18 protein-coding genes and 1 pseudogene are annotated in these 21,738 nt (G+C 33.0%); 11 read left to right on the top strand and 8 right to left on the bottom strand.

Annotated elements, in window-relative coordinates; all coding sequences use genetic code 11:
• The 3 genes and pseudogenes from ACIQZC_RS02280 to ACIQZC_RS02270 form a co-directional block, all read left to right on the top strand.
• A pseudogene (locus ACIQZC_RS02280) lies at positions 1 to 580 on the top strand (F0F1 ATP synthase subunit beta); the annotation flags it as partial.
• Between the two features lie 74 nt (positions 581 to 654).
• Positions 655 to 936: a F0F1 ATP synthase subunit epsilon gene (locus ACIQZC_RS02275; RefSeq protein WP_396137616.1), complete on the top strand. Its 282-nt coding sequence runs from the start codon at positions 655 to 657 to the stop codon at positions 934 to 936.
• 89 nt (positions 937 to 1,025) lie between these two features.
• Positions 1,026 to 2,834, top strand: a complete 1,809-nt coding sequence (locus ACIQZC_RS02270) for a TonB-dependent receptor plug domain-containing protein (protein WP_396137615.1) — start codon at positions 1,026 to 1,028, stop codon at positions 2,832 to 2,834.
• A 73-nt stretch (positions 2,835 to 2,907) separates the two neighbouring features.
• Here the strand turns inward: ACIQZC_RS02270 and ACIQZC_RS02265 are convergent, their stop codons facing one another.
• Together ACIQZC_RS02265 and aspS are read right to left on the bottom strand one after the other, a co-directional pair.
• Positions 2,908 to 3,105 (bottom strand): cold-shock protein, encoded by a 198-nt coding sequence (locus ACIQZC_RS02265; RefSeq protein WP_396137614.1) that lies wholly within the window; start codon positions 3,103 to 3,105, stop codon positions 2,908 to 2,910.
• A gap of 95 nt (positions 3,106 to 3,200) precedes the next feature.
• On the bottom strand, positions 3,201 to 4,961 hold the full coding sequence (gene aspS / locus ACIQZC_RS02260; RefSeq protein WP_396137613.1) for an aspartate--tRNA ligase: 1,761 nt from the start codon (positions 4,959 to 4,961) through the stop codon (positions 3,201 to 3,203).
• Positions 4,962 to 5,099: 138 nt separating this feature from the next.
• On the opposite strand from aspS, the gene ACIQZC_RS02255 reads away from it, so the two are divergent.
• Entirely contained in the window at positions 5,100 to 6,098 is a 999-nt protein-coding gene (locus ACIQZC_RS02255; RefSeq protein ID WP_396137612.1) for a TlpA family protein disulfide reductase, read from the top strand.
• Between the two features lie 153 nt (positions 6,099 to 6,251).
• Positions 6,252 to 6,599, top strand: a complete 348-nt coding sequence (locus ACIQZC_RS02250) for a toxin-antitoxin system YwqK family antitoxin (protein ID WP_396137611.1) — start codon at positions 6,252 to 6,254, stop codon at positions 6,597 to 6,599.
• Between the two features lie 78 nt (positions 6,600 to 6,677).
• Here ACIQZC_RS02250 and ACIQZC_RS02245 read toward each other — a convergent pair whose 3' ends face one another.
• From ACIQZC_RS02245 to ACIQZC_RS02230, 4 genes are all read right to left on the bottom strand, one after another.
• Positions 6,678 to 10,145, bottom strand: coding sequence for an efflux RND transporter permease subunit (locus tag ACIQZC_RS02245; protein WP_396137610.1), 3,468 nt, complete (start codon positions 10,143 to 10,145; stop codon positions 6,678 to 6,680).
• A gap of 135 nt (positions 10,146 to 10,280) precedes the next feature.
• Positions 10,281 to 11,408: an efflux RND transporter periplasmic adaptor subunit gene (locus ACIQZC_RS02240; protein ID WP_396137609.1), complete on the bottom strand. Its 1,128-nt coding sequence runs from the start codon at positions 11,406 to 11,408 to the stop codon at positions 10,281 to 10,283.
• Between the two features lie 18 nt (positions 11,409 to 11,426).
• The gene (locus ACIQZC_RS02235; RefSeq protein ID WP_396137608.1) at positions 11,427 to 12,767 is read right to left on the bottom strand and encodes a TolC family protein; all 1,341 of its coding nucleotides are present in this window, start codon (positions 12,765 to 12,767) and stop codon (positions 11,427 to 11,429) included.
• Between the two features lie 12 nt (positions 12,768 to 12,779).
• Entirely contained in the window at positions 12,780 to 13,370 is a 591-nt protein-coding gene (locus ACIQZC_RS02230; RefSeq protein WP_396137607.1) for a TetR/AcrR family transcriptional regulator, read from the bottom strand.
• 140 nt (positions 13,371 to 13,510) lie between these two features.
• Here ACIQZC_RS02230 and ACIQZC_RS02225 point away from each other — a divergent pair, with 140 nt between their 5' ends.
• Positions 13,511 to 14,485 (top strand): polyprenyl synthetase family protein, encoded by a 975-nt coding sequence (locus ACIQZC_RS02225; RefSeq protein ID WP_396137606.1) that lies wholly within the window; start codon positions 13,511 to 13,513, stop codon positions 14,483 to 14,485.
• Between the two features lie 92 nt (positions 14,486 to 14,577).
• Entirely contained in the window at positions 14,578 to 14,928 is a 351-nt protein-coding gene (locus tag ACIQZC_RS02220) for a hypothetical protein (RefSeq protein ID WP_396137605.1), read from the top strand.
• Here ACIQZC_RS02220 and ACIQZC_RS02215 read toward each other — a convergent pair.
• Positions 14,925 to 15,470 (bottom strand): hypothetical protein, encoded by a 546-nt coding sequence (locus tag ACIQZC_RS02215; RefSeq protein ID WP_396137604.1) that lies wholly within the window; start codon positions 15,468 to 15,470, stop codon positions 14,925 to 14,927. The genes ACIQZC_RS02220 and ACIQZC_RS02215 overlap by 4 nt on opposite strands.
• A 115-nt stretch (positions 15,471 to 15,585) precedes the next feature.
• Here ACIQZC_RS02215 and ACIQZC_RS02210 point away from each other — a divergent pair, with 115 nt between their 5' ends.
• Both ACIQZC_RS02210 and odhB read left to right on the top strand, forming a co-directional pair.
• A complete protein-coding gene (locus ACIQZC_RS02210; protein WP_396137603.1) occupies positions 15,586 to 18,357 on the top strand; it encodes a 2-oxoglutarate dehydrogenase E1 component in 2,772 nt (923 codons plus the stop codon).
• Between the two features lie 61 nt (positions 18,358 to 18,418).
• The gene (gene odhB, locus ACIQZC_RS02205; RefSeq protein WP_396137602.1) at positions 18,419 to 19,636 is read left to right on the top strand and encodes a 2-oxoglutarate dehydrogenase complex dihydrolipoyllysine-residue succinyltransferase; all 1,218 of its coding nucleotides are present in this window, start codon (positions 18,419 to 18,421) and stop codon (positions 19,634 to 19,636) included.
• A gap of 111 nt (positions 19,637 to 19,747) precedes the next feature.
• Here the strand turns inward: odhB and ACIQZC_RS02200 are convergent, their stop codons facing one another.
• Positions 19,748 to 20,185 (bottom strand): retropepsin-like aspartic protease, encoded by a 438-nt coding sequence (locus ACIQZC_RS02200; RefSeq protein ID WP_396137601.1) that lies wholly within the window; start codon positions 20,183 to 20,185, stop codon positions 19,748 to 19,750.
• 133 nt (positions 20,186 to 20,318) lie between these two features.
• Between ACIQZC_RS02200 and ACIQZC_RS02195 the strand changes: the two genes are divergently transcribed.
• Both ACIQZC_RS02195 and ACIQZC_RS02190 read left to right on the top strand, forming a co-directional pair.
• Entirely contained in the window at positions 20,319 to 21,086 is a 768-nt protein-coding gene (locus tag ACIQZC_RS02195) for a TatD family hydrolase (RefSeq protein ID WP_396137600.1), read from the top strand.
• A gap of 62 nt (positions 21,087 to 21,148) precedes the next feature.
• Positions 21,149 to 21,738: 1-acyl-sn-glycerol-3-phosphate acyltransferase (locus ACIQZC_RS02190; protein ID WP_396137599.1), on the top strand; the 590-nt coding region annotated here is incomplete at its 3' end.

Below are 21,738 nucleotides of genomic sequence, written 5' to 3'. Positions count from 1 at the left end.
AGCAACTGAAATGGGTGCAATGCAAGAGCGTATTACTTCAACTAAAAAAGGATCTATTACTTCAGTTCAAGCGGTTTATGTACCTGCGGATGACTTAACTGACCCTGCACCAGCTACAACGTTTGCTCACTTAGATGCAACAACAGTATTGTCTCGTAAAATTGCTGAGTTAGGTATTTATCCAGCGGTAGATCCATTGGATTCTACTTCTCGTATCTTAACTCCAGAAATCTTAGGTGCTGAACATTATGACTGTGCACAAAGAGTAAAAGAAATTCTTCAAAAATACAAACAATTACAAGATATCATTGCCATCTTAGGCTTGGAAGAGTTATCGGAAGATGATAAATTAGCCGTTTCTCGTGCACGTCGTGTACAACGTTTCTTATCTCAACCATTCCACGTAGCAGAACAATTTACTGGTATTCCTGGAGTTTTGGTTGATATCAAAGATACCATCAAAGGATTTAATATGATTATTGACGGCGAGTTAGACAACTTACCTGAAGCAGCATTTAACCTTAAAGGAACCATTGAAGAAGCTATTGAAGCAGGACAAAAAATGTTGGCTGAGGCCTAGTTAATGGACAATTAACAATTGATAGTTGACAATTAAATATTCATTGTCAATTATTAATTATCAATTATAAAAGTATGATTTTAGAAATAGTATCACCAGAAGCTACATTATTTAAAGGAGAAGTTACTTCGGTATCTGTTCCTGGTATAAACGGTGAGTTTCAAATGCTAAATAATCACGCGCCCATTGTTTCTTTATTAGGAAAAGGGAATGTGAAAATAAACGCTCAAAATATGAATATTGAGAAAGAATTTGTTTCTAAATTCAATAAAGTAAACGAGCAAACCTATTGGTTGCCAGTAAACTCTGGAACTATAGAAATGAATGAAAATAAAATTATTGTTTTAGCCGATTAAACAGCTAAGCATATAGTAAATCAAAGTCTTGCTTATGCAGGACTTTTTTTTTAAGAACAAAAAAACGTTTCCAAATTAAAAAATATCATATGAAAAATTATATTACACTAGTAGTGTTTTTTCTTTCGATTATAGTATCTAATGCACAAGAATTAGACACTTTAAATAATATTATTATTTCATCTTCACGAATCGAATTACCTTTTAAAGAAAATTCTCGAACAATTCATATTATAACGGCGGCTGAATTAAAAAAATTAGGCATAACAAATGTAGCCGATGCATTACAACAGTTAGCAGGCGTAGATGTAAGACGTCAAGGTATAAACGGTATGCAAGCCGATCTATACATTAGAGGAGGAAGTTTTGACCAAACGTTATTGCTAATTGATGGTTTTAAAGTTGACGATCCTCAAACAGGTCATCATACCATGAATTTAGCTTTGCCAATTGAAGTCATTAAAAGAATAGAGGTCATCAAAGGGCCAGCCGCTCGTGTTTTTGGACAAAATGCTTTTACTGGCGCTGTTAATATAGTTACTAAAGATGTTGAAGAAAACTCGATGATTGCAAAAATTAATGGAGGTTCTTTTGGTCAATTTATTGGTGAGGCAACAGGAACAATTAATTTAAAAGAAAGTAAGCACATAGTTCATTTTTCAAAGAATTTCTCTGAAGAATATCGGCATAATACAGATTTTGACAATACGAACTATGTTTTAAAAAGTCAGTTCAATAAAAATAAATTGCCTATTGAATTATTTACAACCTTTTCTGAAAGAAAATTTGGAGCAAATGGCTTTTACGGATTTACTAATTATGTTGATCAATATGAAGAAACACAAGCTAGTTTAGTGGGTCTTTCCACTGTTATTAAAAAAGGGAATTTTACTTGGAAACCAAGAATTTATTGGCGTAGAAATCAAGATATGTATTTATTAATTAGAGATAATCCTGCTGCCTACAGAAATTTGCACATTACAAATAAGATTGCTGCTGAGCTAAATGGATCGTACCAATCAAAAACAGGAATTACAGGTTTTGGAATAGAGTTTTCAAAATATTATATTTCAAGTAACAGATTGGGTGACAACCAAAGAGAAATTGCTTCACTATTTTTAGAACATCGTATTCAGTTTTTTAATAATAGAATTGACGTTACCCCAGGCATTTCTGCGTCTTATTTTTCAGATTTTGATAATCAAATTTTTCCAGGTTTAGATTTAGGGATTCAAATTTCAGACAAATTTAGAGCTTATGGAAATATTGGTACATCTTATAGAGTTCCTACATATACCAACTTGTATTATGTGTCACCATCGACTATAAGCAACCCAGATTTAAATACTGAAGAAGCTTTTTCTCAAGAAGTGGGAGTAAAATTTACGAGTAAACAACTTTCAATTTCGTTAGCAGCATTTAATCGCGACGCAGATAATTTAATTGATTATGTTCGAGAAGATATATCAAGTCCTTGGCAAGCCCAAAATATTCAAAATGTTGCAACAAAAGGATATGAAACGAATTTAGAATACCGATTTTTTCTAAATCAATTACCACAGAAATTCCAATTTGGCTATTCTTATTTAGATAATGAAGTTAAAAAAAGCGAGGCTAATTTTTCACAATATGCAATAAATTCGATGAAACATCAATTTGTTGGAAATTATGCTATGGAATGGTTTAAGAATTTTAGCAATTCTGTGAGCTATCGTTATGTTGAAAGAACGTCTGGAGTTAGTTACAACATTTGGGACGTTAACGCATCTTACCGATTAAAAGCAGTAGAACTATCGTTATATGCGAATAATATTTTTAATACAGAATATGTTGAGACAGGAATGGTGCCCATGCCTAAGGGTAATATCTTATTTGGATTAAAATATTATTTTAAATAGAAGCAATTAAGCATAAAAAAGTCCCGACTAATCGGGACTTGATGTTTTTTAGGTAATCAAAAATAATTATATATTATTCGATAACTACTACTTGAGCAGCAACTTTACCTTTTCTTCCTTCTTCTTCTTCGTAACTTACAGCGTCACCTTCGTTTAAAGATTCAACTTTCATTCCGCTAGCGTGAACAAAAATGTCGTTTCCAGTTTCATCATCTGTAATAAAACCGTAACCTTTTGATTCATTGAAGAACTTAACTTTTCCTGTTCTCATTTTGTATTGTAAAAAATTAATAATGGTCAAAGATATACTTATTTCCGACACGAACAAGAAAAAGTTAAAAATATTTCAAAAATATTGATAATCAGTTAGTTTGATGATTTTAGATCCAATTGAATATGTAATTCATTTAATTGTGCAGCATCAATAGTTGAAGGGGCATCAATCATTACATCTCTACCCGAATTATTTTTAGGGAATGCAATAAAATCACGAATGGTTTCTTGTCCTCCTAAAATAGCCACTAATCGGTCTAAACCAAATGCTAGTCCGCCATGAGGTGGAGCACCAAATTCAAAAGCATTCATTAAAAAACCAAATTGTGCCTGAGCTTGTTCTTTACTAAATCCTAATAAATCAAACATTCTGCTTTGCAAATCGCGATCATGAATACGAATAGAGCCTCCGCCAATTTCATTTCCGTTTAACACCATATCATATGCATTAGCACGAACTTTTCCTGGTTCGGTTTCAATTAACGCCATGTCTTCTGGTTTTGGAGAAGTAAATGGATGGTGCATTGCGTGGTATCTTCCACTTTCTTCATCCCATTCTAATAATGGAAAATCTACTACCCATAACGGTGCAAATTCATCCGATTTTCTTAACCCTAAACGCGTAGCTACTTCCATGCGAAGTGCTGATAATTGTGTTCTTGTTTTATCGGCTCCTCCTGATAATACTAAGATTAAATCACCTGGTTTTGCTTGGGTAATTTCTGCCCATTTTTTCAAATCTTCTTGGTCGTAAAACTTGTCTACCGATGATTTAAACGAGCCATCTTCTTCGCATTTTACATAAACCATCCCTAAAGCACCAACTTGAGGACGTTTCACCCAGTCAATTAAAGCGTCAATTTCTTTTCTCGTATAATTGGCACAAGCAGGAGCGGCTATTCCTACTACTAATTCTGCCGAATTAAATACTGGAAAATCTTTATGTTGCGCTACGGCATTCAACTCCCCAAATTTCATTTCAAAACGAATATCGGGTTTGTCATTTCCGTACGTTTTCATGGCGTAATCGTAGGTTATTCTTGGAAATTTAGCCACATCAATTCCTTTAATTTCTTTCAGTAAATGACGTGTTAAACCTTCAAACATATCCAGTATATCTTCTTGTTCTACGAATGCCATTTCGCAGTCAATTTGTGTAAATTCGGGCTGACGATCGGCACGTAAATCTTCATCTCTAAAACATTTCACTATTTGGAAATATTTATCCATACCTCCAACCATCAATAGTTGTTTGAACGTTTGTGGCGATTGCGGTAAAGCATAAAATTGCCCTTCGTTCATTCTACTTGGCACCACAAAATCGCGCGCTCCTTCTGGAGTAGATTTAATTAGATAAGGCGTTTCTATGTCACAAAAACCTTGGTCAGAAAGGTATTTACGCACTTCCATCGATACTTTATGACGGAATAATAAATTGTTTTTTACCGGATTTCTTCTAATGTCTAAATAGCGATATTTCATACGAATATCTTCACCACCATCGGTTTCATCTTCAATTGTAAATGGCGGTATTTGTGCTTCGTTTAAAATATTGAGTTCTGAAACTAAAATTTCAATATCGCCAGTAGTCATATTTGCGTTTTTTGATTCACGCTCAATAACAATTCCTTTTACTTGAATTACAAATTCTCTTCCTAATGATTTAGCACAATCAAAAACTGCTTTATCGGTTCTTTTTTCGTCAAAAATTAATTGAGTAATACCATAACGATCACGTAAGTCAACCCAAATCATAAAACCTTTGTCTCTCGATTTTTGTACCCAACCCGCAAGTGTAACTTCTGTATTGATATGTGAAGCGTTTAATGCGCCACAATTATGACTTCTATACATTTCTATAAAATTTTATGCAAAAGTAAGAACAAAAATGAAAATTTTAATTTAAAAGATTGAATTAAAATTATATTTGTATATATTTTTTCAGTTTATTAAATATTATCTTATTTTTACCGAAACCTTACAAACACTATTATGAAAAAAATCACTTATTTATTATTGTTCTTTATTTCAATATCATTTGCTCAAACTTCAGGAAAAGTAAGTTTTACTGCAAAAATAGAAAATAGAAATTCGGACACATTAACCATTTATGGACCAAAGAAGTTTAAACTCGATATTCCAGTTAATCAAAAAGGCATTTTTCAGTCTAGTTTTGAAATTACAGAAGGATTACACCAGTTTACTGATGGAAAAGAATCTTCAATATTGTATTTAAAAGATGGAGACGATTTAAGTTTAACAATGAATGCAGTAGAATTTGATGAAACCATCGTTTATAAAGGCAAAGGAGAAAAAGAGAACAACTTTTTAGCTCAAAAAGCATTAACAGACGAAGCTTTTGAATTAGGTCTTGAAAGTTTATTAGAAAAAGAAGAAGCCGTTTTTAAAGCAGCTTTAGAAGAAAAGAAAACAGAAGATTTAGCAAAATTAGAAGGATCTGGGTTATATGAAAAATTTGTTACGTCATACAAGCCAATGATTATGCAAGAATCGTTTATGTTGCAACAATATTTCAATCAAAAAGCACAAGCTAAAAAAATTGAAGGCATTGCTTCACCATCTTTTGATTATGAAAATCACAAAGGCGGAAAATCTAAACTAGAAGATTTTAAAGGAAAATATGTTTATATTGATGTTTGGGCTACTTGGTGTGGTCCTTGTAGAGCAGAGATTCCATTTTTGAAAAAAATTGAAGAAAAATATCATGGTAAAAACATTGTTTTCATTAGTATTTCAGTTGATACCGATAAAGATCATGAAAAATGGCAAAAATTTGTTACCGAAAAACAATTAGGCGGCGTTCAGTTATTTGCTGATAAAAACTGGAATTCCGATTTCATCAAAGCATTTGGAATTAATTCTATACCAAGATTTTTATTAATTGATCCTGCTGGAAAAGTGGTTAAAGCGGATGCAGCAAGACCTTCTTCTGAAGAATTAACGAAATTATTTGATCAATTATTGAAATAATTTTTAATAAATTTATAGGAAAGCCAGAACGTAATGTTTTGGTTTTTTTATGTTTATTTTTCCAATGTTACCAAATTGTTACCAAAAAGTTTTTTTATTGTAAATATTTATATATATTTGTTACATAATTATTAACCCAAAAAACAAATGCTTATGAAAAATTTAATGAATTATGTGATGTTATTGGTTATTGGAGTGTCTTTTGCTCAAGGCGTAGAACCAAAATTTGTTGCGATAGATAACAATATGATCCAAGCTACCTATTACCACGATAATGGACAAGTAAAACAAGAAGGTGAATATCTAAATGGAAAACTTCATGGAAAATGGGTGTCTTATAATGAAGATGGCACAAAGCAAACTTCTGGTGAGTATAACCAAGGTGAAAAAGTAGGAACATGGACTTTTTATAATGCTGCAACTATTAATAAAGTAGCATTTTCAAACAGTAGAGTAGCTTCTGTTCATACTAAAAGTAAAGATTATTTAGTTACTAAATAAATTTTCAAAATCCGTTGTAATTAAAAAGTCCCGAAATATTTCGGGACTTTTTTGTTTATATACATTTTAGGTTAAGAATTATACAGCGCTTGCTTGTCGAGCTAATCTTCTATCTCTTAACCAATATTTCACTCGTTTTACCAAGTAAAACATCACTGGAACCATAACTAGTGTTAAAACCGTAGCATAGGTTAATCCGAAGATGATTGTCCACGCTAAAGGTCCCCAGAAAATTACGTTATCACCACCCATATATAAGTGTGGATTAAATTCTGTAATTAAAGCAAAGAAATCAAAATTCAATCCAATAGCTAACGGAATTAAACCTAAAATGGCGGTTAATGCTGTTAATAATACCGGTCTTAAACGATTTTTACCAGATTCTATAATGATGTCTTTTATTTCTTCTAGTGATAAATCGTCGTGACTTTTTAGGTTATTGTCGGCTACTTTTTTATCTAATAATAAGACGAAGAAGTCCATTAATACAATTCCGTTTTTCACAACAATTCCGGCTAATGATATGATTCCCATCATGGTCATTAAGATAACGAAATCCATATTGGCGATTACATATCCGTAGAAAACACCACTAAAACTCAATAATACTGTAAACAAAATTACCATAGTTTTAGAAACCGAATTAAACTGTAACACGATAATAATCGTAATTCCGGCTAACGCTAAAAATAGTGCGTATAATAAGAAACTTTGGTTTTTACCTTGTTCTTCTTGTACTCCAGAAAACGAATAACTCACCGTTTTTGGGAATTTATACGATTTTAATTCCGATTCAATTTGTTTCGTAATTTCATCACCATTATAACCTGTCAAAACATTAGAATACACCGTCATAATACGTTTCTGGTTTTTTCTTTTGATTTGATTGTATGTGGTGGTTTTATTGGTTTCCGAAACAGCCGAAATAGGCACTTGCATCATTTGTCCGTTATTCTGATTTCGGAATGTGATGGATTGATTAAACAACACATTTTCGTTCTTACGTTGGTCGTCTTGCATACGCATCGTAATATTATAGTCGTCATCACCTTCTTTATATGTAGAAATTTCCTGACCATAAACCGAACGACGCAAATTGAACCCTAATTGTCCTGTTGAAACACCTAAGCTTCCTGCACTAACGCGGTCAACTTTTACCTCTAATTCTGGACTTTCTTTGTTTACATCTACACTCAAACGCTCAATTCCTTGAATGTTTTTCGAATTAATAAAAGCAATCATTTTATCCGCTTCTACTAACATTTCTTGATAATCGGTACCGGTTAATTGCACGCTAATTGGATACCCAGCTGGAGGTCCGTTGGCATCTTTTTCAACCGTAACGGTAGCGCCTGCAACACCTTTTACTTTTGCACGAATTTCATCTAAAACTTCAGTAGTGTTTACGCCATTTCTAAATTTATATTCCGAGAAATTTACCGTTACTTTTCCTTTATATGGCGTTTCTGAAGCGGAACCCGCATCAACATTTGGATTTCCAGCACCTACACCTACTTGTGAAACAATACTTTCGGCTAAGTAGTTTTTATTTGTCTTTGGATCTACATATTTATTTAAGATTTCAATTACTTGTTTTTCAACAAATAAAGTCGCCTTATTGGTTTTCGAAATATCTGTTCCTTGCGGATATTCGATATACGTAATTACTTGATTTGGAATATTATCGGGGAAAAACAATACTTTTCTTGGGAAAATTCCCAATAACATAAAAGAGAAAAATAACATTCCAATAATCGTTGCCAATGCCAACCAAGCTCTTTTTCCAGTTAGTATTTTAGCTAAGAAATTTTTATAATTATTTTCCATTTTTGGAAAAAAGCCGTGTTGAAAATCTTGCGTCCATTGGTATAATTTAATTTTATACAACCACATTAACCCTAAGGAAATAATAGCTAAATGCCCAATCGCTTTTGCAAACGTAGAATCGGTTAAATGTCCTAAAAACACAAACACAATTCCAACTACACTAAAGATAATCGTATATAATTTTGCTGATTTATTAGTAACATTTCGGTCTTCTGTATCCATTGAACCACCTGTCATTGCTGCATTTACTACCATCGCTACAAATAACGAAGCCGTAAGAGTAACCGTTAAAGTTATTGGAAAATATTTCATAAATTTCCCCATCGTTCCAGGCCATAAAGCAAATGGTAAAAATGCCATCAAAGTTGTGGCTGTTGAGGATATTACTGGCCAAGCGATTTCGCCAATTCCAATTTTAGACGCCGTGACCCTATCCATTCCTTTTTTCATATTGGCAAATACGTTATCGACCACTACAATTCCGTCATCCACAAGCATTCCTAATCCCATTACCAATCCGAAAAGTACCATCGTATTTAAGGTTAATCCGAAAGCCGATAAAATAGTAAACGCCATCAACATCGAAAGCGGAATAGCGGCTCCTACAAACAATGAATTTCGTAATCCCATCGTAAACATTAAGACAATCATTACCAATACAATTCCGAAAATAATATGGTTGGATAATTCGTCCACTTGATGTTCTACACGAGAAGATTGATCATTAGAAAGTTCAATGGTTAAATTAGAAGGTAAATACGATTCCTTTGCTTTTTCTAATTTTTCTTTCACTTGTTCGATGGCAGAAATCATATTTTGATTCGAACGTTTTTTCACGTTTAGCATCACCACTTCTTGCCCTTTTTCACGAGCATACGTTGTTTTTTCTTTTTCTTTAAAGTTTACAACCGCGATGTCTTTTAAATAAACCGTTCCTCCGAAAGATTTTACAATTACGTTTTCTAATTCTTTAGGGTCTTTAATTTCACCTACTATTCGGATGTTATTACGAGAACCTTGCGAAATTAAATTTCCGCCCGAAAGCGTCATATTTTCATACTTTACCGCATTTTGGATTTCGTCAAAAGAAACCTGAGCCGCCGTCATTTTAAAAATATCAACAGCAATTTCTACTTCTTTATCATCTACTCCTAAAATATCTACCTTTTTAACTTCTGGGATTTCTTCAATATCGTCTTGAAGTAATTCTCCGAATTTTTTAAGTTGTTGCGTGGTGTAATTTCCTTTTAAATTGATATTCAAAATAGGTACTTCTTCCGAAATATTTAATTCGAAAACACTTGGTTCTACTTTGCTTCCGTTGTCTAAGTTAGGCCAATCGGTATCTGCTTTGATAACGTCAACTTTGTCTTTGATTTTAGTTTTCGCCTCTTCAATCGTAACTTTATCAGCAAATTCTACAATGATCATTCCGTAATCTTGAAATGAATTCGACGTAATTTTTTCTACACCTGTGATATTTTTAAATTCTTTTTCAAGGGGTTTAATAATTAATTTTTCTACATCTTCAGCTGAGTTTCCAGGAAAAACAGAAGAAATGTATACTTTATTTTCAATAATTTCTGGAAAATCTTCACGAGGCATTGTTACATAGGCAATAACACCTGTAATAACAATTAGCAACGTTAAGATATATACTGTAACTCGATTGTCTACAGCCCAACTCGATATTCCGAATTCTTTGTTTTTGTGACTCATATAAGCCCCCTAACCCCCAAAGGGGGAACTCCTACTAGGGGTCAATAGGAATTTATATTAATACTCAATAAAATGATTTTATGACTTAAACTTTTTTTCAAAGTTGCTAATTCCCCCTTCGGGGGTTAGGGGGCTTTAAAAATTAAGCTTCATTCCGTCTGCGATGTTATTAGCACCTTCTGTAACGATAACATCATTTGCAGTTAAACCGCTTAAAATTTCAGTTACATTATCTGATGATTTTCCAACTTTCACAACCACTTTTTTAGCTACACCTTTTTTACCATTAACATTAGTGGCAATAAATACAAATTTGTTGTGTTCGCCGTCTTCTTGTACCACATTTGTAGGAACTATAATCGCATTATTAACCGTGTAATCTATTATTTTTAGTTTAGCTACCTGATTTGGACGTAATAAATTATCTGGATTTGGTACACTTACTTCTATTCCAAAACTTCTGTTGCTTGGATTGATAAAATTAGCCACTTGACGTACTTTTCCTTTATACGTTTTTCCTAATGATGTTAAGAAAACATCCACAACTGTTCCAACTTTTAATTTACCAATATACGTTTCAGGAACGGTTGTAGAAACATACATATTCGATAAATTAACAATTCGCATTAACCCTTGTGGGCTCGGAGCGACTACTTGTCCGCGTTCAACAAAAACATCATCAATTGTTCCAGAAAATGGCGCACGAATTACGGTTTTTGCTATTTGAGCTCTCATTTGTGCCACTGATTTTTGTGCCGAAATCATTTGCGCTTGGGCTTGTAAAAACTGAATTTCTGAACCAATTTTTTTGTCCCAAAGATTTTTTTGACGTTCAAATGTGGTTTTTGCTAACGCATATTGATTTTCAATACTTGCTAATTGCTGGCTCATTCCTGCATCATCAACTTTTCCAAGTATTTGACCTTTTGAAACACGTTGCCCCGCTTTAACATTTAAAGCCGTTAATGTGCCGCTGAATTCAGGTTGCACTAAAATATTTTCTTTAGTATTTACATTTCCTTGAATTACTAAGTAATGGTTAAAAACAGTATCTTTTATTGTTTGTACCGAAACTAACGCTTCTGTTTCTGTTGCTTTATTACCATTAAGTAACGCAGCATCTATTTTTTCTAATTCCGACTGAATCGTCGCTTTTCTGTTTTTTAATTCGGTGATGTTTTTATCTTTAATTAAATCATCAGTTGATTTTTCTCCACAAGCTATCAGTAAAAAACTGGTGGCAATAAGTACTATTTTTTTCATATCTAAGTTCATTTATTTTTAGTTTACTAATTTTTCTAAAGTTGCTTTTTTATTGATAACATCTAGCATTGCTTGTAAGTAGATTTGTTGTGCGCTATATAATTGTCTTTGGGCATCAGTTAAATCAAAACTACTGGCCATACCTTCTTTAAATTTAATTTGGTTTTTGTTTTCAATCCGTTCCGCTAAGTTTAAATTGCTTTTTGAAGTTGCTAATTGTTCTATGCTAAACTCATAATCGCTTTTAGCTTTTTCAAATTGTAATTTTAATTTTTGTTCGGTTTCGGCAACATTTGTTTTAGCTTGTTCCAATGCAATTTTAGCTTGTTGTGTTCTAGAACTTCTTCCTAAACTACTGAATATAGGCACATTCAATCCAACACCCACATTAGAAAAGTTATTCCATTGCTGAGTTGAGTTTAAAAAATCAAATTGATTTGCAAAGGAGTTATATCCAAAATTCACTTGTGCGGCTAATGAGGGTAATGCTTTACTTTTTTCTAATTTAAGCATTAATTCTTTGCTCTTTTCTAGGTTTTTACCAATTTTATAATCGATCGTATTTTTTGCATCAAATTCCTTTTTCAATAAAACCAAATCAATATTGTTTTGTGTCAAAACACTCAATTGATCGGTAATAATTAATTCAGATTCTAAATCGATTCCCAAAAGAAGTTTTAACATGTCTAAAGCAATTCTTTTTTGACGTTTTACATTTTCTAACGAACTCGTTAAAGTAGATAAGGTAATTTGAAGTTGTTCTACATTTTCTTCTTCAATCAATCCGTTTTTGAAAATCTCTTTTGTATCAACAAATGTTTTTTCCAGAATTTTTTTGTTGTTTTCTAAGATTTTAATGCTTTCATCTGCCAGTAAAACATTGCCGTATGAATTGATGACAATTTCCTTAATTTCTTGAGTCGTTTTTATTTTGGCATTTTCAGAAATTTGCAAATAGGTCTTCGCCGATTGAAGTCCTACCAAATAAGAACCATCAAAAATTAATTGGCTTAAGGTTAGATTTCCAATAGCTACGTGTTTTGTGCCAAATGCTAATAATACAATATCATTTGGATTTGCCGCCGGATTAAAAGCGTTTGCAGCGGCTCCTTGCTTCGTAAACTCAAACGTATTTTGATAATTAACAGAACCATTTAATTGAGGTAAACCCATAGTGGTTGTTTCCCATTTTTTCTTTTTTGCAGCTTCTACATCTCTATTAGCATTAATCATAGAGTAATTGTTTTTTACAGCATACTCTATGGATTGTTCTAAAGAAAAAGAATAGGATTTCTTTGCTTCTTGCGCAAACAACGTAGAGGCAATCATAAAGCAAAGTAATGTTAGTTTTTGTTTCATATTTCAATTATATTATAGTAGTTGTTCTAGTTTTTGAATTCCTTTTTCGGTGCAAATTCCTCGCAAGTGATATTCTAAATAAGCGATTTGTACCTCTTTTGAAGGGAACTGTTCAAGATTAAATATTTCGGGATCTTTCAAACTCGTCATACCGGCAAAATAAAAGCGTGCAATTAAAGGAGTGTTAATTTCTTTTCTGAATAAACCTTGTTCAATTCCTTTTTCCAAATTTACAATAACACAATCTCCCATTTTATCAAATTGTCTTATCATTAATGTTTTGTGAATCTGGGGATAATATTTTTGAAGTTGATGAATAGGTGAAGCATTTTCGTTCTTTAAATTTTTCATTACAAAATCTTTAATTAAGAACAACTCTTCAATAGGGTTATTTCCTAAATCGCAAATATGGTCAATTCCGCAAGAAATGGTTTCAAATAAATGCATAGTAGAAGCTTCTACTAACTGGTCTTTATTGCTATAATGTTGATAAATGGTTTTTTTTGAAATACCCATTTCAGTAGCAATATCGTCCATAGTAACACTTTTGAATCCTAGTGTTAAAAACAAGTCGGTTGCTTTAATTAAAATTTGGTCTTTCATTTTAAGTTTAATTTCGATGCAAATATATAGCGGAAACTTTAAACACAAAAATAGTTTCCGTAGTTTTTACGAAAATTTAACATTTGATTAATTCGTTTCATTTCAGAATAATGAAGTATTTTAGCAAAAAAATCAGAAGAATGCATTCAGTATCCTACTATCAAGAAAAAATGAGTCATCATTTTTTGCAAATTGTGGCAAACAAAGAGCCTAAAAATTTATATGAACCTATTCAATATATCCTCTCGTTAGGCGGAAAAAGAATGCGTCCGGTTTTAACTTTAATGACGACTGAAGTTTTTAATGTAGATTGCGATAAAGCCATTCCAGCAGCAACAGCGGTTGAAGTGTTTCATAATTTTTCTTTGATTCATGATGATATTATGGACGATGCTCCGTTGCGAAGAGGCAATCAAACGGTACATGAAAAATGGGATGTAAACACAGGTATTTTATCGGGTGATGCGATGCTAATTTTAGCGTATCAATTTTTTGAAAACTATGATCCTAAAACATTTCAAGAATTAGCAAAATTATTCAGTAAAACTGCTTTAGAAGTTTGCGAAGGACAGCAATATGATGTTGATTTTGAAATGCGAAATGATGTTACGATTCCCGAATATTTAAAAATGATTGAATATAAAACGGCGGTTTTAGTTGGCGCTGCCATGAAAATGGGAGCTATTGTTGCTGAAACTTCAGAAGAAAATGCCAATTTAATATATGATTTCGGATTAAATTTAGGTATCGCATTTCAATTACAAGATGATTATTTAGATGCTTTTGGAAATCCAGAAACCTTTGGAAAACAAGTAGGTGGCGACATCATTGAAAATAAAAAAACATATCTTTATTTAAAGGCGATGGAATTTGCAACAGAAGAAAACAAACAACAATTATTGCATTTGTTTTCCAGTCAGCCATCAGAAAATACTGGCAAAATAGAAGAAGTAAAAGCCATTTTTAATAATTCTGGAGCTACCGAAGCAACAAAAATAGCCATTCAAACCTACACTTTTAAAGCTTTTGAAACTTTAGAAAAATTAGACATTGAAGATGAAAAGAAAGCCATTTTAAAAGCTTTTGGAGAAAATTTAATGGGTAGAAACGTATAAGATTGAAGACTGAAGAATGCTGATTTCAGATTTTAGAACCAAAAATACTTCAACAATCAAAAGTCGTTAATCATCATTCATAAATCATTAAAATGTATAACGCACCTGTATCCATAGAAGCCTTAATTTCGCAAGCCGAAGAAGAACATTTGTACTTTAAATTGATTGAGCAAGTGAATAAAGATTTTGCTTTAGCCAATGAAAGTTTAGATGTGCCTACGAGTATTTTTCCGTTTGAATTTAAAAATTTAGTACAAGAAAAAATATACAAACTCATTCAATATAAATTTGCTGAATACTTAAACTTACTTTACATCATTGATGTTCCTGAAGAACAAATTAAAAAATTAGACGGTTCTGATTTAGTAGAATTATCGGAACAAGTAGCGTTTTTAGTCTTAAAACGCGAATGGCAAAAAGTTTGGTTTAGAAATAAGTATTAGAAAAACACTCTTACAAACGGCATAAATGCTTCTGCATAAATATTGTCCCGGTCTTTATGCAAAATATTATAACGCACACCAAAAGTTACATTTTCATTGCGATAACCAGCACCCACAAACAAAGCGGTATTCCAAAAATCTTGAGAGTTGTTTCCAAAAGAATCATTAAAAGTTCTATTTACTCTTAGTTGCTCTAATTCGGTCGAAATTTGTAATTCTTCCAGGGGGTTAAATAAGGCAATTACACTGCCACCATACATATTCGCTTTGTATAAATCGCGTTGTTTTACATAGTTGTATTGCACACCTAAACCAGCTGATACATAGTTATTAAAATTGTAAATTGCACTTGGCGCGACCATAATATCGGCATAGCCATTACCAACACCTAATCCTAATCCGCCACCAAATTGTAAACGATTTAAAAAATCACTTTTTGTATTGATTTCTTGGGATTCTTGAGCATAAATTTCAAATTTAAATCCAAATAAAAATACAATAGCTGATAAAAATGTTAAATTAATTACAGAATTCTTTTTCATAAATCGATTTTCGAAAAATTAATGTTATAAAAGTATTAAATTCCTTGAAGATTTATTGCAAAATGTTTTACTTTTGCATAATATTTTAATTAATAAGTCTTTCAGACAAAATAATATGGATAGGTTTTCCTTTTTAAACGCTGCACACACGGCTTTTTTTGCCGATTTATACGAACAATATATACAAAATCCAGACAGCGTTGAGCCTAGCTGGAGAAGTTTTTTTCAAGGATTTGATTTTGCTCAATCGGGTTATGGTTCTGATGAAATTGCACAACAAGTGGCCTATGCCGCAACAGGTGATTCAGGAGAAATTTCTGATAAAATGCAAAAAGAGTTCAACGTTCTTAAACTAATTGAAGGGTATAGAACACGCGGACATTTATTTACAAAAACAAACCCAGTAAGAGATAGAAGAGTTCACGGACCTTCATTAGCACTTGAAAATTTTGGTTTATCGCAAGCCGATTTGAATACTGTTTTTGATGCGGCTAAAATAGTCAACATGAAGCCTTGTACTTTGGCTGATATTATAAAACATTTAGAAAACGTTTATTGCCAATCTATTGGTGTGGAGTATATGTACATTCGTGAGCCACACAAACTAGAATGGATTAAAAATCGTTTAGACATCAACGATAATTTACCAAACTTTACTTCAGATAAGAAAAAACACATTCTTGAAAAATTAAACGAAGCGGTTTCTTTTGAAAACTTCTTACACACTAAATATGTGGGTCAAAAACGTTTTTCTTTAGAAGGTTGTGAAGCGGTAATTCCTGCTTTAGACGCTTTAATAGATGCTGCCGCCGATAAAGGCGTGGAGCAATTTGTGATGGGAATGGCACATAGAGGTCGTTTGAGTGTATTGGCAAACATTTTTGGAAAAAATACTCAAAACATATTCTCTGAATTTGACGGAAAAGACTATGACGAAGACGCTAACTTTGATGGTGATGTAAAATATCACTTAGGATTAACTTCAGATCGAGTAACCAATTCAGGTAAAAAAATCAATTTAAATTTAGCTCCAAATCCTTCGCACTTAGAAACTGTAGGTGCTGTAATTGAAGGAATTACCAGAGCAAAACAAGATAGAAATTATCCAAATGATTTTTCAAAAGTATTACCAATTGCCGTTCACGGTGATGCCGCAGTAGCCGGTCAAGGTATTGTCTATGAAATTATTCAAATGGCAAAATTAGATGGTTATAAAACAGGTGGAACTATTCACTTAGTGATCAATAACCAAGTTGGGTTTACAACCAATTATTTAGATGCACGTTCGTCAACGTATTGTACCGATGTAGCAAAAGTTACGCTATCTCCGGTTTTACACGTAAATGCAGATGATGCAGAAGCCGTTGTTCACGCCATGTTGTTTGCTTTAGAGTATAGAATGGAATTTGGAAGTGATGTTTTCATCGATTTATTAGGCTATAGAAAATACGGCCATAATGAAGGCGACGAACCTCGTTTTACACAGCCTGTTTTATATAAATTAATTGCAAAACATAAAAATCCTAGAGATATTTATGCAGAGAAATTAACGCAAGAAAATGTGATTTCGGCAGGTTTTGTAAAAGAATTAGAAGAAGCCTATAAAGCAAAATTAGATCAAAATTTAGAAGCCTCTCGTAAAAAAGACTTAACCGTAATTACTCCGTTCATGGAAAATGAGTGGGAAGGTTACAAACAAGTTTCAGATGATGTGATGCTTCAAAAATTCGATACTAAATTCGATAAAAAACAACTTGCAGACATTGCCAAAACCATTACCGAACTTCCATCGGATAAAAAATTCATCAGCAAGATTACGAAGTTAATCGGAGATAGAAAAAATATGGTGGAAACCAATACCTTAGATTGGGCAATGGGCGAATTATTAGCTTATGGTTCTTTAATTTCGGAAGGATTTGATGTTCGTGTTTCAGGGCAAGATGTGGAACGCGGAACATTTTCGCACCGTCATGCGGTAGTTAAAGTAGAAGATTCAGAAGAAGAAGTAATTCTTTTAGATAACATAAAAGATAAGAAAGGAAACTTTTATATCTATAATTCACACCTTTCAGAATATGGCGTTTTAGGGTTTGAATATGGATATGCATTAGCATCGCCAAAAACTCTAGTAATTTGGGAAGCACAGTTTGGAGATTTCTCTAACGGAGCACAAATTATGATTGACCAATACATTTCTGCAGGAGAAGACAAGTGGAATAACCAAAACGGATTGGTAATGTTGTTGCCTCACGGGTATGAAAACCAAGGAGCAGAGCATTCATCAGCACGTATGGAGCGTTATTTACAAATGTGTGCAAAACATAATATGTATATTGCCGATGTAACTTCGCCAGCCAACTTCTTCCATTTAATGAGAAGACAGTTAAAAACAGAATTCCGTAAGCCATTGGTGGTATTTTCTCCAAAAAGTTTATTACGTCATCCTGATGTTGTATCTTCAATGGACGATTTGGCAAACGGCCAATTTCAAGAAGTAATAGATGATCCAAAAGTAACGGATAAAAAAGCCATCAAAACATTGGTATTCTGCACAGGTAAAGTATACTTTGACATTATTGCACAACGTGAAGAATTGATTAGAAATGATGTTGCAGTAGTTCGATTAGAGCAATTATTTCCATTAGCAGTAGATCAAATCAAATCAATTATCGACAGTTATCCAAATGTTGATGATTACGTTTGGGCACAAGAAGAGCCTAAAAACATGGGAGCTTATTCGTTTATGTTGATGAATTTCGATTTAGTAAAATTAAGATTGGCATCGCCAAAAGCATACAGTGCTCCGGCAGCAGGAAGTTATGAACGATCTAAAAAGCGTCAAAAGAATGCCATTGCCATGGTGTTTGATAAAACATTATTTCAATAAAAAACAACTCAATTATCGCCCTGAGCTTGTCAAAGGGTAAACTTTTTAAAATAAAAAGAATATGATTTTAGAAATGAAAGTTCCTTCTCCAGGGGAATCAATTAAAGAAGTAGAAATTGCTACATGGTTAGTAAAAGATGGTGATTATGTAGAAAAAGACCAAGCGATTGCTGAGGTTGATTCAGATAAAGCTACATTAGAATTACCTGCTGAAGCAAGCGGAATCATTACATTAAAAGCAGAAGAAGGCGATGCAGTAGCAGTAGGTGCCGTAGTTTGTTTAATCGATACAGCTGCAGCAAAACCAACTTTAGGTGAAAGTCCAAAAGCAGAAAGTCCAAAAGTTGAGGAAAAGAAAGTAGAAGTAGTAACTACACCAGTTGCTCAAACTCCCCTTTCGGGGGCTGGGGGGCATCCGTCTCCAGCAGCAAGAAAAATATTAGATGAAAAAAATATCGAGCCTTCAGCAATTGTTGGAACCGGTAAAGGCGGAAGAATCACTAAAGATGATGCTGTAAATGCAGTACCATCAATGGGAACTCCAACAGGAGGAAACCGTGGTTCTGAAAGAACAAAATTGTCTATGTTACGAAGAAAAGTAGCAGAACGTTTAGTAGCTGCTAAAAACGAAACAGCCATGTTAACTACTTTCAATGAAGTTGACATGACGGCAATTTATGCGTTACGTGATCAATATAAAGAAGAATTTAAAGCAAAACATGGTTTAGGCTTAGGTTTCATGTCGTTTTTTACAAAAGCAGTAACTCGTGCATTACAATTATATCCAGATGTGAATTCAATGATCGATGGTCAAGAGAAAATTTCATTTGATTTTTGTGATATTTCGGTTGCGGTTTCTGGTCCAAAAGGATTAATGGTTCCTGTAATGAGAAATGCCGAAACTTTATCATTTAGAGGAGTAGAAGCGGAAATCAAAAGATTAGCGATAAGAGCGCGTGACGGACAAATTACTGTTGACGAAATGACCGGTGGAACATTCACTATTTCAAATGGTGGTGTTTTTGGAAGTATGTTATCTACACCAATTATCAATCCGCCGCAATCAGGTATTTTAGGAATGCACAATGTAGTTGAAAGAGCAATCGTTAAAAACGGTCAAATTGTAATTGCACCAGTAATGTACGTTGCGTTATCATATGACCACAGAATCATCGACGGACGTGAGTCTGTTGGATTCTTAGTAGCGGTGAAAGAAGCATTAGAAAACCCAGAAGAATTATTATTGGATGGTAATGTGAAAAAAGCATTGGAACTTTAATTGTCATTCTGAACTTGGTTCAGAATCTAAATATCAAATCCCAAATTCTAAAAGAGTTTGGGATTTTTTCTTTGCGAACTTTGCGAAATCTTTAGCGTCTTTGCGTTTAAATCACTTCAAATACAAACAATGATTACAATAATCAATAATCGCTTTTCCTTTTAGTAAAACATCGGCACCAATAATTCCATCAACAGGTTTTGTTTTATATTGAATCAATGCTTCATTTACATGAGACATATCAAAAATAATCAGACTTAGCTTTTCATTTTTCCATCTTCCCAATTGAATTTTATTATTTTTTGCCAATTGTGTTTCCATGCCTGTAGCACCTGCTCCTGCTGCTTTTGTTTCAGAAAATTGGGCATTTAAAAAAAAGCGTTCAATACTCTCAAATCCCACACAACTATTACTGGCTCCAGTATCCAAAATAAAGTTACCCTTAACACCATTTATTTTACCTTTGATTAATAAATGTTGGGTTTTTAAAACCTTAAACGGGATCTTTTTATATTTTTTACCTTTTAAAAAGTCTTGCAAATCTTCCATACTTCAAAAATAAACTAAAAATTATGATTTTTGATTAACGATTTTAGATTTCAGAATATACCTTTGCATAACAAACAACAAACAACAAACAACAAACAACAAACAACAAACTTGAAACTTTAAACCTGAAACCTTGAACTTAACCGATACCCACACACATTTATATTCAGAAGAATTTGACGAAGATAGAAACGAAATGATACAAAGATCCATCAATTCTGGTGTTTCTCGCTTTTTTGTTCCGGCAATTGATTCTAATTATACCCCAAAAATGTATGAATTAGAAAAGCAATATCCCGAAAATGTTTTTCTAATGATGGGTTTACATCCTACGTATGTCAAGGAAAATTATTTGGAAGAGTTGGCACATGTGGAGCGCGAATTAGCTTCTAAGAAATTTTATGCGGTGGGCGAAATTGGTATTGATTTGTTTTGGGATAAAACGTTTTTGAAAGAACAGCAACTGGCTTTCAAACACCAAATTCAATTGGCAAAAAAGTATCAATTAGGAATTAATATTCATTGTCGGGATGCGTTTGACGAAGTTTTCGAGGTTTTGGAAAGTGAAAAAGCGACTGACTTATTCGGAATATTTCATTGCTTTACAGGTGATTTAAGTCAAGCCCAAAGAGCAATTTCGTTAGGGATGAAACTTGGAATAGGAGGAGTAGCTACTTTTAAAAACGGTAAAATCGATCAGTTTTTACGTGAAATTGATTTAAAAAATATTGTACTAGAAACCGATTCGCCTTATTTAGCACCAGTGCCTTATCGCGGAAAGCGAAATGAAAGCAGCTATACCCTTATAATTGCTCAAAAATTGGCCGAAATATATCAAGTTTCTGTAGAAGAAATTGCAGCAATTACCACTGAAAATTCGAAACAAATTTTCGGAATTTAATCCAAAATTAAAGGTCAAGTCATAAAATTTTTGTTCATTTGTGCATTGTTTTTAAAATAAGCATGACAAAATTCGATTCTATTCGTCCGTTTTACGATTCTGAAGTAAATACTGCTTTAAAATCGTTATTGCATCATCCTATGATGAAGGCGATGATGGATTTTACATTTCCAGAAATTGAGGAAACAACATGGAAAGACCAATTGAGTAGAACCCACTCGATTAGAGATTTTCAAATTAATTTTGTGTATCAGTCCATTCAACGCATATTAGAAAAAAGTTCGGAAGGATTAACTACTTCAGGTTTTGAAAAATTAGAACCTAATACTTCCTACTTATTTATATCCAATCACCGAGATATTATTTTAGACACGTCTTTACTCAATGTTTCGTTATTTGATCATGGATTAGTTATGACGTCTTCTGCTATTGGAGACAATTTAGTTCAGAAAGAATTCTTGTTGAAATTATCAAGATTGAATCGTAATTTTTTAGTGCAACGCGGGTTATCGCCAAGAGAATTATTACAAAGTTCAAAATTGATGGCAGAATATATGTATCATTTATTGTCAAAAGAAAATCGTTCGGTTTGGATTGCGCAACGCGAAGGAAGAACAAAAGACGGCAACGATGCAACCCATCAAGGGGTATT

This window comes from Flavobacterium sp., from assembly GCF_044338735.1.
Classification (GTDB): Bacteria; Bacteroidota; Bacteroidia; order Flavobacteriales; family Flavobacteriaceae; genus Flavobacterium.
The sequence above is the reverse complement of the archived record's forward strand: the minus strand, read 5'-3'. Positions and strand labels throughout refer to the sequence as shown.